The sequence below is a fragment of the Nostoc sp. genome (assembly GCF_036919615.1).
In the GTDB taxonomy this organism is placed as follows: Bacteria; Cyanobacteriota; Cyanobacteriia; order Cyanobacteriales; family Nostocaceae; genus Nostoc.
In genome coordinates, this window is the sequence record NZ_JBALCN010000107.1 from 26739 (window position 1) to 39049 (window position 12311).

General features: G+C 37.5%; 12 protein-coding genes. 5 read left to right on the forward strand and 7 right to left on the reverse strand.

Annotated features, from left to right (window positions below; translation table 11 throughout):
- The first annotated feature begins 13 nt into the window (after positions 1–13).
- Positions 14–1195 carry a hormogonium polysaccharide biosynthesis glycosyltransferase HpsP gene (gene hpsP, locus V7K48_RS34040; RefSeq protein ID WP_335079649.1) on the forward strand — a complete coding sequence of 394 codons (1182 nt, stop codon included), beginning with the start codon at positions 14–16 and terminating at the stop codon, positions 1193–1195.
- A 61-nt stretch (positions 1196–1256) separates the two neighbouring features.
- On the opposite strand, the gene V7K48_RS34045 is transcribed toward hpsP, so the two are convergent.
- Positions 1257–1721, reverse strand: coding sequence for a hypothetical protein (locus V7K48_RS34045; protein ID WP_335079651.1), 465 nt, complete (start codon positions 1719–1721; stop codon positions 1257–1259).
- 512 nt (positions 1722–2233) lie between these two features.
- On the opposite strand from V7K48_RS34045, the gene V7K48_RS34050 reads away from it, so the two are divergent.
- The gene (locus V7K48_RS34050; RefSeq protein ID WP_335079653.1) at positions 2234–3385 is read left to right on the forward strand and encodes a patatin-like phospholipase family protein; all 1152 of its coding nucleotides are present in this window, start codon (positions 2234–2236) and stop codon (positions 3383–3385) included.
- A gap of 157 nt (positions 3386–3542) precedes the next feature.
- Positions 3543–4667, forward strand: coding sequence for a serine/threonine protein kinase (locus V7K48_RS34055; RefSeq protein ID WP_335079655.1), 1125 nt, complete (start codon positions 3543–3545; stop codon positions 4665–4667).
- A gap of 27 nt (positions 4668–4694) precedes the next feature.
- On the opposite strand, the gene V7K48_RS34060 is transcribed toward V7K48_RS34055, so the two are convergent.
- From V7K48_RS34060 to V7K48_RS34080, 5 genes are all read right to left on the reverse strand, one after another.
- Positions 4695–5201 (reverse strand): hypothetical protein, encoded by a 507-nt coding sequence (locus V7K48_RS34060; protein WP_335079656.1) that lies wholly within the window; start codon positions 5199–5201, stop codon positions 4695–4697.
- 69 nt (positions 5202–5270) lie between these two features.
- Positions 5271–5519 carry a hypothetical protein gene (locus V7K48_RS34065; protein WP_335079657.1) on the reverse strand — a complete coding sequence of 83 codons (249 nt, stop codon included), beginning with the start codon at positions 5517–5519 and terminating at the stop codon, positions 5271–5273.
- 3 nt (positions 5520–5522) lie between these two features.
- The gene (locus V7K48_RS34070; RefSeq protein ID WP_335079660.1) at positions 5523–7982 is read right to left on the reverse strand and encodes a DUF4350 domain-containing protein; all 2460 of its coding nucleotides are present in this window, start codon (positions 7980–7982) and stop codon (positions 5523–5525) included.
- A gap of 40 nt (positions 7983–8022) precedes the next feature.
- Entirely contained in the window at positions 8023–8313 is a 291-nt protein-coding gene (locus V7K48_RS34075) for a hypothetical protein (RefSeq protein ID WP_335079663.1), read from the reverse strand.
- The gene (locus V7K48_RS34080; protein WP_335079665.1) at positions 8259–8993 is read right to left on the reverse strand and encodes a hypothetical protein; all 735 of its coding nucleotides are present in this window, start codon (positions 8991–8993) and stop codon (positions 8259–8261) included. Before V7K48_RS34080 ends, V7K48_RS34075 begins: the two co-directional genes overlap by 55 nt.
- Before the next feature lie 283 nt (positions 8994–9276).
- On the opposite strand from V7K48_RS34080, the gene V7K48_RS34085 reads away from it, so the two are divergent.
- Positions 9277–9915 (forward strand): peroxiredoxin, encoded by a 639-nt coding sequence (locus tag V7K48_RS34085; RefSeq protein ID WP_335079667.1) that lies wholly within the window; start codon positions 9277–9279, stop codon positions 9913–9915.
- Between the two features lie 333 nt (positions 9916–10248).
- Complete coding sequence (locus tag V7K48_RS34090; protein WP_335079669.1) at positions 10249–10833, forward strand: Uma2 family endonuclease; 585 nt, start codon at positions 10249–10251, stop codon at positions 10831–10833.
- Between the two features lie 728 nt (positions 10834–11561).
- On the opposite strand, the gene V7K48_RS34095 is transcribed toward V7K48_RS34090, so the two are convergent.
- Positions 11562–12236, reverse strand: a complete 675-nt coding sequence (locus V7K48_RS34095; protein WP_335079672.1) for a DUF305 domain-containing protein — start codon at positions 12234–12236, stop codon at positions 11562–11564.
- Between the last annotated feature and the right edge of the window lie 75 nt (positions 12237–12311).

The window sequence follows — 12311 nt, forward strand, 5'->3', positions numbered from 1 at the left end:
AAATGACAAAAAAATGAAAATATTACAAATTGTTCCCTCAATTTCTTTGATTTATGGCGGCCCCAGTCAAATGGTACTAGGACTAGCTCCAGCGTTGGTAAATGAAGGAGTAGAAGTTACAATTCTCACAACTGATAGTAATGGTGATAATGGTCAAACACCTCTGGATGTTCCTTTAAATCGCCCAATTAAACAAGATGGCTATGAAATAATTTACTTTCGTTGTGCCCCATTTCGTCGCTACAAATTTTCCCTCGATTTATTAAACTGGCTAAAACGTCATGCTCACGAGTTTGACATAGCACATATTCATGCTCTATTCTCTCCAATAATTAGTGCTGCTGCTATTGTGTGTCGTCAGCAAAAGCTACCTTATATTTTCCGTCCTTTAGGTACTCTCGATCCGGCTGATTTACGCAAAAAAAAGCAATTAAAACAGCTTTATGTTGCAATTATAGAACGTCAAAATTTAGCTGGTGCCGCAGCTATTCATTTTACTAGTGTTCAAGAAGCCAAAATATCAGAACGATTTGGAGTATCTACGCCAGATTTTGTGATTCCCTTGGGTGTGATCCCCCCTCAATCCCCCCTTTTTAAGGGGGGAAGTGTTGTATCTGATCAGTTGCAAATACCAAAGGATGTGCCATTAGTACTGTTCATGTCACGAATTGACCCGAAAAAGGGGTTGAATTTGTTGATTCCAGCGTTAGAGAAGCTGTTAGCGGTTGGTTATAAATTTCATTTTGTCTTAGCTGGGACAAATCCCCAAGATCCAGATTACGAACAAAAGATAATATCCCAAATTCAAAATTCACCACTGCGATCGCACACTACAATTACCGGCTTTGTCACTGGTGAATTAAAAGTTAGTTTACTACAAGCTGCTGATTTATTTGTCTTGCCTTCCTACTACGAAAATTTTGGGATTGCTGTAGCTGAAGCGATGGTAGCAGGAACACCTGTAATAATTTCTGACCAAGTGCATATTTGTCAACAGGTGCATGATAGCGAGTCGGGTTGGGTATGTGCAACAGATATCCAAGCACTGGTAAAGTTACTGCAAGAAGCTTTGCAAAACCCCGCAGAATGCCAACGACGGGGATTAAATGCCCAAAAATATGCATTGGAAAATTTTAGCTGGGATGCGATCGCAAAGCAAACAATCCAAGCCTACCAAGAAATTCTGGCAACTTAATCAAATGAGTTAAATTGGGTGACACCTGTATTTTTTGCTTAACATGACAGTTTGAACATTGTTATTTTGTTCTAGTCCACCAGCGTAATATCTTTAAATTAGATTCTATTTCCGTCCAACAATTGGCTGTAGAATCTTTTTTTCTGAGTACTTGAAGTGTTTTGTCTACATAGTCTAAATTTGTTAGCCCTAACTGTTTTTTTAGTTCATTATCAACTTGAAAATCTTGCTTAAAATATTCCAAATGATTGGGTAACTCTCCTTTCTCCCTGGTTGGCATATTAGGGATTTTATTAAGTTGTTCTTTAATTTTATCTACTGCCTCAATCGCTTCTTTTGGGCTTGGCTTTTTAGCTTGTAATTTTAAATCTTCTTGATAAAAATCTTTTTCTTGTCCAGAGGTGTCCAACTTGACTCTAATTTTTGGATCTGAGAAGGCTGAAAAGATTCCCTTATAAACTTTATCGTCAATTACTTCGCCTTGTCCATTCGGACTTATAACCCTATCACCCTTTTCAACGCTCATAATTGGTATTGCCCCTAAATTGAGTTATTAAGTAACTAGCTATTAATGTGGGTTCTTATTCATTTTAACTGCGATTAAGGGTTGAATGTATAACGAAAAACAAAAACAGTTAAGACAATAGCATTTCACGCACTATATACTGTTGCATCCTTGCAAACCCTTACCTTGCTTGAGTTTCATCCATCTGGAAAATAAATAACAACCCAACAAGTAAGTCCACATTGGTCTGATGCAACTATTTTTGAGATAAATGGGGTCAAATAAGCAGTGATTCCGAAAGTTACGCGCTTGGACTTGATAAGCCGCTTTCAATATTGCGTAGCCGCCGCAGGCATCCCAGAGTCAAAACTGTATCAATTGAAGTCTGGTCTTTGAATTTTAAGAGCTTTAAACTCTTGCTGTACCGTATTAAATTGCTGTAACAAATAATCTATGCCTTATTTGTTACTGTTACTATATTTATGGTATGATTTATTGAAATTTTATATACATAATTTTTAAAGGTAATATCTATGACTTTCAAAGCCGCAGTGTTATCAATTGACGGTGGCGGTATTAAAGGTATTGTTCCGGCAATTATTTTAGCGGAAATAGAATACAGAACAGGCAAATGTATACATGAGCTTTTTGACCTAATAGCAGGAACCTCAACTGGAGGTATATTAGCATTGGGTTTGACAGTCGCAATTTCAGATGAAGATAAAAGACCTAAATTTACATCTGCCCAACTAGTAAATTTATATAAAGAAGAAGGAAAAATAATTTTTCAAAGAAGACAAGAAGAAAAGCAAGATTTATTTAAAGAAATGAAAAAGGCAGGTTTCAATGTTGCATTATCTAAGATTGCTCCAAATATAACAAACCCAGAAGATTTATTTAATCCCAAATATACTCGAAAAGGAAAACAAGATGTAATAAAAAAGTTTTTCGGAGACACATTTATGGAGAAAGCACTTACAGAAGTTGTGATTACTAGTTATTCTACAAGCCTAAGATTGCCATTTTTATTTACAAGTTACCTGAGAAAAGAACAAGAATCTAAACAAGGAAACTTTCGGATAGTTTGTGAAGGCTATAGGATGGAACAGGCTGCAATGGCGACTTCAGCAGCACCGACATATTTTAGACCTTATGTTATTCCAGCCCTTAATCGTTCAGATTCCGACTATACGTTAGTTGATGGAGGAGTCATCGCTAATAATCCAACTTCTATAGCCATTATAGAGGTAATGAATTCTTATAGGATGAGGACAGGAGAGAATTTAAATTTAAATGACATATTAGTAGTATCACTAGGAACAGGAGTAAGGTCTCGTAAATTGGAACTTAAAGAGATAGAAAACTGGGGACAACTTAAATGGGTGGAACCGTTAATTAATATAACTCTTAGTGGTCAAAGTGAAATTGTAGATTATCAAATGGAACAACTACTCTCAGTGAAGAATGCTCAAAATAGGCAGTATTATCGATTTCAGCCAAATTTTCCAGATATTCAAACTACTGGTACGCAGGATAAATATATAGTGAATGACGCTATGGACGATACAACCGAATCTAATATTTCATCTTTAGAAAAGGTAACAGATGACTTTATTTCCAGGAAGAATAGTAGTCTCAATCAGCTATGCGATAGTTTAATAAAATTATTACCCGCCAGAAAATAAATGTAGCTTAACGCTTCCTTGACTATGTTGATATTAAACATTAAAGCATAACTTTTTTGAGGATTAGTGCGATAATAATTTATAATTTTTTATGTAAACAATATAGAAGTAGAAGCTTTTAAATAAAGGTAACGATTAAAATAAAAATTTCAGAGCAATGGATAAAGTAGAAAAAACTACAAATTGGCATAATCCTGATATTTCTTTGAAACAAGGTCGCTACACTATCAAAAAAAAATTAAGTGATGAAGGAAAATACTGTATCATTTATCTTGCAGAAGATATAGAACAAAAAAAACTGGTTACTATTAAAACTTTAAAAGATACAGTGCTGTTATTTGATAATAATCAGCAAATTAGAAATGAATTTAAAAATGAGATTGACAGATTATGTTATATAAACTCAAAATTAACTGATAAAAATGACATATTTAATAATATTGTTCACCATAAAGATATATTTACAATTAAAGTTAGAGCTTTTGAAATCATCTGTTTAGTAATGGAATATATTGATGGTAACAGTCTAGAAAAACTGGTTGAAGAACAGGTTTCTATAACGGGTCATAAAGTATTAGATGAAACTAAAGCTTTAGACTATATAAGTCAAGTTGGAAAGGCACTAACTTTTGTTCACGAAAATAATCTGCTGCATCTGGATGTTAATCCAAAAAACATTATGATACGTAGCGATATTGATAAACCAGTACTAATTGATTTTGGAACAGCAAGATTTATTTCAAACTATAGTCAAGTTGTAGGATTTACACGCGGTTACGCTCCGCCAGAGCAGTGTAAAGAAAGCAATGATGACTTGAGGGCTTTCATGGATGTTTACGCTCTAGCTGCAACACTGTACTACTTATTAACTGGGAAAGACCCTGTTGATGCTCCTAAGAGAGAAAAAAATTGTCCTTTGAAAGAACCCCAAGAAATTAATAATAATGTTAGCGATAATGTCAATCAGGCAATTATTAAAGGGATGGCATTACAAGCAAGTGAATGCCCTCAAACAGTGAAAGAATGGCTTGAATTATTAAATAAATATGATGCTAATGATTTAATAAATTCGCCAGACAAACTAAAAGAAGTTATTACTCTTTTTAATGAAGATGATTTAAATTATCTTTTAAATATTTATCATAAAAAAGTTTATGAAGAACTTAAGGAAAAAACCAAACAGGAACAGATAAAGACATTAATTTATAAGTTGCAAGGAGAGAAGGATACTAAATATTTAATTGATAAGATGAAGTATTTGAAGCCTGAATATTTTACTTGAAGACAAATAATAAAATGATAAACTTTGCTATAAATTATTAGATTTCTTAAAAATATAATAAACTTCTTTTAATTGCTTGATTTTATTTCGCTCTCGAAAATAATGAATTAAACTTATCATTTTATTGGATAAATTTTTTCCTCTTAATTCTTCATATCTTATTGGTAAAATATCACTATTTATTAGATTGTTATTATTATTATTGATTTCTTCTACAAAATATTGAGAATTTTCTGGTGTTCGTAAGTTTCTATGAAATTCAAAGCATAATTCTGCTTCTATTGTATTAGATTCCTCTTGTGATTCTACTACTGATTCCCAATTAGTAGACTGATTCAAGTTTTCTGAACTCGGGATATTTGGTAAATTACTTTCTATTTCTTCTTGTTCTGTTTCCGGTGAAACAGGTGTTGAATTGTTCTGCTCAATAAGCTTGAACGACACTACATAACCGTCAGAATCGTCTAAACTCGATAACCAAGCTTTGCCAATAATATCGTTAATTTTCTTAAAAAACTCTTGGTTACTACTCAAAATTGCAGCACCTCTTTATGAAAAATATAGTATGTCAATTTCAACGTTGGGATATGTAAAATCTTATTTTTAAGAATTATTAATTAGTAATGCGATAAAGTTATCTATTCTATTTATTAATTCTTGTTTTGTACCTTTTTTACAGGCTTTGCATCGATCATTTTCCATAGCATTACTAAATGCTTCATCAGGATTATGTCGAGACCTATAATTACGATATTGGATCTCTTCTATATATTGTATAAAACTACTTTGTTTCGGGCCTGGCCCTAGTTTTTTGCATATTTCTTGCATTTCCTGCTGTAGCAAATAATCCATAATTTACCACTCCAAGTATTTGTTAATCACAAAGTTTACTGGACATTCAGGGTGTAAACAATGACGATGGCATTGTAACCTCTGTTGTTCGGCACGAATTTCATTAACGTGTTTCCTCAGTAAGTTCCAAATGGTTTTTAGGCGTTCGGTTGGTGAGGTAACGTTATTATCGTCATCTTCGTTCAGTAAGTCTTCCTTAATCTTACCAGAAGGTAGGAGAAATTCTACCCTGCCACTGTGTTCAATAATGCCAAAATCTACGTCTGCTGCTTTAATTACAGCCTGAACTACGCACTTAGAGCCGCATTCTGCACCAAAGCTGGTTTGAATCTCCTCTAAATATTCATATCCTTCCTGATATCTTGAAGGGTAGAAAGGTTCAAAACGTTGAAAGTAGGCGCTGTCTTTTTGAAGAAATGTTAAATACTCGTCGTAGTTAAACAAGAAGTCTTTACGCCGATAAACTGTTTGACTGACACTCCCCTTGAGACGACGTAGTATAGTTAACTCCATCCATGTAGCAAAACCTTCATTTAGAATAATACTACTATGGTGCAGAGCTTCAATGTCTGACTTGTATTCCTGATGCAGAAGTCTAGGATAGGGAGATTTCAACCCTTCGCCATCCACTTTACGAAGCAATCCATGACGGTATAAGATTGCTAGTTGCTGTCCTACTTTTGTATGCTTGTAGAAAAATCCGTGACCGTATTTTTCATGTAAAAGTAAGGCTGCAATATTACCTTCTAGCCATGTTTGACCGTAATGCTCATCTCCCTCTATACCCTGGAAATTATACGCTAACTGTTGCTCAAAAAATTGATGTTCTTTGACAAGATGTGCTGCTAATTTTGGATCGTAGGGAATACAACAACCATGTAAGGGTGAATAAGTAGGCGCAATCCACTGTAGTAGTTTTTCAACTAGGGGTGAAAAACGCTTATTTTCAGTTCTGGCTGCTTGTAGAGATTCTAGGAGTTTCTCTTTAGTACTGTAGTTATAAAGGCGATTGACTTGTTCTTCAAGAGTCAACAATTCAAAGGGAATTTCTCGTATCTCTTCACTATCAAACTCTTGGCGTATTTGAGATACTTGATAATGAATTTCTGCTGCTAAGGGTGTCACTACCTCGCGTTGTATTTTTTCAATTTGGGTCTTTGCAGATGGATATGCATGAACCAGGCGAGTAATTTTTTGGTTGATATCGCTGATATGAAGAGTAATTAACCAATCACCTGGATCTAAGACTGTCAAATACCATCTTTCTTTTGATATTTGTTCTACTTTAATATGAGTTAGGGGACACTCTAACTGCATTCTTAAGGTAACGGCATTTGCATGATTTTTCCAACGAGCGATCGCCTTGACTTCAAAAGTAACTCCAGTTTCGACAATTTCTTGAGCTTTTCCTTGGGGATTGAGGAATACAAAGTCAAACTCTGCATCTGGTACACACTGGAATTGAGCAACGGGAGCGAAAAATAAAGATGATATTTTACTAGTTTCTGGATTACTTGGTTCGGGAATATCTATAGTTAATCTGAGAATTTGCTGTCCTATTTGTTGAGGGATAACAGTCCATTGCAATTGAGTTTGGCCGTTCCCTGGAAGAAAACGAATTTTTTTGCTTGGTTCTTGAATTAGAACATCTGTATCTGACTCCAACACACAAGTTATATTCTCTAAACGTTGCGATTTTGGGTTAGCGATCGCAATTGAAAATTTTGCACTTTGTCTGTAAGTCACCTCTGTAGCAATACGAGCATCACGACAGTCTAATGAATTTTGATGAGCTAGCCAACAAAGGATATTTGATGCTAGTTTTCTGTTATTGTCGATATCAATATATTTATCGCTAAAGATTAAATAATTTCCTAAAACCACTACTCGTCCTGATTGATTACTTCCATGCACTTCCACCGCAGCGAGTAAAGTTTTGCCAGTATCAGGCAAAGTAGCAATTATATCAACTGGATAAGGAGAATTTGATAGTGTTTTGATATAAACAGGCTCTCTAATCTTTAATTGAGATACTTCAGAACTAATATAGTGCGGCAATAAGTTGAATACTTGCTCTGGAGGATGATTTAATAACTCCTCAAAGCGCAATCCCAAAGATTCTAACACCAAATTTATGCTGTCATCTTTTATGACAAGCGATTCTTGGTCACTAGCAATTAAAAGTGAGTTTCCTTGTTTTACAAAACTAACTATTGCTTTCACTTCCTCTGGACTGAAAGGAGATTTAGGAAAAGGAGATTTAGGAGAAGCCAAAATTAGCAATTGAAAATCTTGAAGTACCTGACGAGTCAGTAGTTCCTTTTTAAAGGAGATTGCATCATCACCAAATAACTGTTTTACCTGACCGCACAGGATTGTCCATGCTTCTTTTGGAGTATTGTCTCCCTGCGACTGCAAACAGGACAACTGCCCATGAAATTCATCAAATAGAACTTTTATCACTGGAGTTTTAAGTGCATCAACGAGCTTTTATTGTATTGTCTTAAGTGCCATCTGAAACACTTAGTATAGTAGATTTTATGAGCTTGGCAAGTAGTTTATAAAAAAGTCCATCTTGAGTTAAATCAATGACTTTACAGCCATCATCAACAACTTCACCCTTGCGGCTGCTATTAAAGGATAGTTCGCCTTGAACTCTACCCATGAACTCACTAGGTCTTTCCACCTCTACAGGTCTGATGGGTTCGAGGATGTGGGGTTTAGCTTTGGCGATCCCTCTTACAGGAAAATTAATGAACTTACACCCAACGCAGACAACAGCAGTTTTTGCCAAATAGGCGCTAGAACTGCTTTGACAACGATATCCGCAATCACAAAACCAATCCCAATTAACATATAAGTTTTAGGAAAGGGAGACTTAGGAACTTCGCCTCTAATCCGAGTTACTAGATTTAATCCTAATGCAGCTAAAGCCACCCCAGTTGCGATAAACCCGATTATCCGCAAAATTGACCAAGGATACCACCCTAAAATAGCTGCTAACCAAGGTTTAGCGCTAACTCTGACCAATTCTGTAACATAAAAATTCATATAGTTCAGCATCCAAGTGCCGAATATCAATGCCACACTACTTAAGGTGACAACGCAGAGAATACAAAAAATCCCGTAGTGCAATAAATGCTCTGGTAAAAATAAACTGAGTGAACCTTCTGAACCTTCTCCGGTGCGAATCCAGTGCAACATTTCCGTAGTGTATGACTGTCCCCGAAGAATATTTTTTGCTGCTGTTTGTGGTGCGATTGTCGTTGCTGCAATTATGGCAATACTCTGCAACACTCCCCAGAATAACATCCACCAAAAAGCACTTTTATATTGTTGACGACGCACATGTAAAAAGAAAATGGGATAGGGGACAGCAGCACCGAAAATCGGCATCAACCAGGGAATTCCAAAAACAAAACTCGCGGTTGTGCTGAGGATAACACCAATAACCAAAAATATTACTATCATCATCAGTGATTCAAAAATAAAAGAGACTGGGTACTGAGCACTGAGAGAGTATTCAAAAATATGTTCTTTGAAAAGCCCTGGTGATAATTTTAGAGCTTGTCAGCTAATCCCTAGTTCCTAATCCCCAGTCCTTTTGACTAATCTTTACCTTCCCAATCTATTATCCGAGAGTGGTGACAACCTAAAATTTTGTTTCAAACCGCTAAAGCCCGATTGGGGAATAGGGGTTTTATGTCATGATGGCAAAGTAGAACACATATGCTTTTTTAACTACAGGGAATCTCACATGGCTCTCCGTCTAGGTGACACAGTACCCAACTTTACGCAAGCCTCAACACACGGCGATATCGATTTTTACGAATGGGCAGGTGACAGCTGGGTAGTGCTGTTCTCTCACCCTGCTGATTTTACACCTGTTTGCACAACAGAACTCGGCACAGTTGCCAAGCTAAAACCAGAATTTGACAAGCGCAATGTCAAAGCGATCGCACTTAGTGTTGATAATGTTGAATCCCACAAAGGCTGGGTGGGAGACATTGAAGAAACTCAAAGCACCACCCTCAACTACCCAATTTTGGCGGATGCGGATCGCAAGGTTTCTGATCTTTACGACATGATCCACCCCAATGCTAATGCGGCTGTAACAGTGCGATCGGTTTTCGTGATTGACCCCAATAAGAAACTCCGTCTCACTTTCACCTACCCTCCCAGTACGGGACGCAATTTTGATGAACTTTTGCGGGTGATTGATTCTCTGCAATTGACTGATAATTACAGTGTGGCAACACCAGCTGACTGGAAAGATGGAGAGGATGTCGTAATTGTCCCCTCACTCAAAGATCCAGAAGTACTCAAACAGAAATTTCCCAAAGGTTATGAGGAAGTTAAACCCTATCTGCGGCTAACTCCTCAGCCTAACAAGTAAATCTGAAAATGATTTCGGATTAGGACTTACGCAAAAAACCTCTCAAACTCTTATTTCTCCGTGTCGCGCCAGTTGCTTCTCCCTTGGCGCTAGCCTCTCCCTTTGGGAGAAGGGGAGACGCTGCGCGTAGCTAGCTTCCCCGCAGGGGTACAAGTCTCTTAACCCGCCCAACGCACTGGCTTCTCAGCATCCTCTGTGGTTCGATTTTCCGTTGCTTGTGCGTAAGTCCTACGGATAAAAAAGCAAAGACGCAAAGTTCTATCTTGGCGTCTTTGTTTCTTTGCGTGAGAATATATTTACTCGGCTAGGCATCCGAACCTGGAGGAAATCCCTATGTTCTCATCCCCTTTGGTTTTGCAAATTCCGTCATCAATGCAAATGACAGACGAACAATTTTTTGAATTCTGTCAGGTAAATCGTGATTTACGCATTGAGCGAAATAAATTTGGAGAATTGGTAATTATGCCTCCTACTGGTTCAGAGACAGGAAACCGAGAAGGTAATATATTTGGGCCATTGTGGGTTTGGTCGGAACAAGATGGTACAGGTATAACTTTTAGCTTTAGTACCGGATTTAAGTTATCAACAGGTGCAGAACGCTCTCCAGACGCCTCCTGGATTAAACTAGAACGGTGGAATTCTCTGTCTCCAGAACAACAGCGAAAGTTTGCTCCCATTTGTCCAGATTTTATAGTCGAACTCAAATCTCCCAGCGACAACCTCCAGACTTTGAAGGAAAAAATGGAGGAATATATGAATGAGCCAGGAATACAGTTAGGCTGGTTGATTGATCGTAAGCAGCGTCAAGTCTATATTTATCGTCCTGGATTATCAGAGGAATGTTTAGATAATCCTGCGACTGTTAGCGGTGAGTCGGTATTACCTGGGTTTATTCTAAATATGAGTAAAATTTGGTAGAGAGAATTTTACTGAAATTAGTGATTGTGACTTTTATCAAGTCAAATGAGATTGGCCTAGCCTCTCAAGGAATTAACGAAGCGCAGGCTGAGATTTTGCGATCGCTGTATTAGTGAATGTGAAAAATATGATAATGAGCGCTGCAAATGCAGTGCCGCATCTTGTCGTTGCTGTGCAGATTCTTGTCGCCAAATGGCGTAAGCTATGGGGTGAGTATCTGTAGTCGTGTGAAGAAAATCTGGCTCAACGTGAAGTCAGGAGGCACGAACTGGTCGATGGGGTCTACTTTAGACTCAAACCACGGCTGACCAGGCCCTTAACAATTTACGCCTAGTCATTCAACCCTTCATATTCTTTAATTTACTTAAACCCTGGCTGAAGGTTTTCCCAATTTCGCATTTATCGATTGGCTTTTAACACTAATAGGACTTACGCACAAGCAACGGAAAATCGAACCACAGAGGACGCAGAGGACACAGAGGAATAAGAGTTTGAGAGGTTTTTTGCGTAAGTCCTAACTAATTGCATTGATGAATCGAATGCGGGGCGCTGTTCCAGACTCCTCATATTCCGAGGATTTCCTATTTCCTCTGCTTAGAGTAATGGAAGAGCGCTATAGCAATCCGCTTTGATTTCTGAAATTATTTACGCAGGCGAGGAACAGGGAATAGAGGAGAAGTAATAAAGGTGTACTGAGTTTTTTTCAAAAATCAAATAGGAGTTTTATATCACTTGTTATACCAAGTTTTTCGCCACTGCTGCATTTGCTTAATCTCTGTATTTTGTGCCTTGATAATTTCTTGTCCTAATTGCTTGATTTCAGGGCGCTTAGACTTACCCGATACATCTTTTGCCATTGTTACAGCCCCTTCATGGTGAGGAATCATCGCATTGATAAAGTGCAGATCAAATTCAGCATCAGCTGCACCTAAGTCCTGACTCATCATCATGGCTTTCGTTTGGTCAGACGACATCTCCATCATGTGACCCATTTGACTGTCATAAGCCATTGGTTTATCTCCCGCCTTGGGATACCAAGCTTGTCGCCACTGCTTCATCTGAGTGATTTCTTGGTTTTGCGATTTGATGATATTGTCTGCTAGTTTTTTGATTTCAGGGCGTTTTGATTTCTGCTGCGCTTCTTTAGCCATTTCCACAGCCCCTTGATGGTGTGGTATCATAGCGTCGATAAATCGTAAATCAAAGTTAGCGTCGGCTGGGCCTAAATCCATAGCCATGCTGTGATTCATCTGCTTGTCGCTAACATTGGTAACGGTTGCGTTTGGGGCTTGGCTTTGGTTCTGGGAAGCCGTATTGCTACAGGCTGTGATTAACCCACCAGATGAGGCGATCGCAGTCAAGGTTAACGCCAAAAAGCCATTCCTCAAAGATAACAGTTGCATAAGCCTTACCTAAACAATTTCCTAATTGTAATCAAATTAGGATGAAATCTAAAGCTCCCCGACTTTTCCGATAAG

Bases quoted from the DNA above. Each gene is read 5' to 3' on its own strand.
- hpsP (WP_335079649.1), top strand. From the start codon at position 14: ATGAAAATATTACAAATTGTTCCCTCAATTTCTTTGATTTATGGCGGC.
- V7K48_RS34045 (WP_335079651.1), bottom strand. From the start codon at position 1,721: ATGAGCGTTGAAAAGGGTGATAGGGTTATAAGTCCGAATGGACAAGGC.
- V7K48_RS34050 (WP_335079653.1), top strand. From the start codon at position 2,234: ATGACTTTCAAAGCCGCAGTGTTATCAATTGACGGTGGCGGTATTAAA.
- V7K48_RS34055 (WP_335079655.1), top strand. From the start codon at position 3,543: ATGGATAAAGTAGAAAAAACTACAAATTGGCATAATCCTGATATTTCT.
- V7K48_RS34065 (WP_335079657.1), bottom strand. From the start codon at position 5,519: ATGGATTATTTGCTACAGCAGGAAATGCAAGAAATATGCAAAAAACTA.
- V7K48_RS34080 (WP_335079665.1), bottom strand. From the start codon at position 8,993: ATGATGATAGTAATATTTTTGGTTATTGGTGTTATCCTCAGCACAACC.
- V7K48_RS34085 (WP_335079667.1), top strand. From the start codon at position 9,277: ATGGCTCTCCGTCTAGGTGACACAGTACCCAACTTTACGCAAGCCTCA.
- V7K48_RS34090 (WP_335079669.1), top strand. From the start codon at position 10,249: ATGTTCTCATCCCCTTTGGTTTTGCAAATTCCGTCATCAATGCAAATG.
- V7K48_RS34095 (WP_335079672.1), bottom strand. From the start codon at position 12,236: ATGCAACTGTTATCTTTGAGGAATGGCTTTTTGGCGTTAACCTTGACT.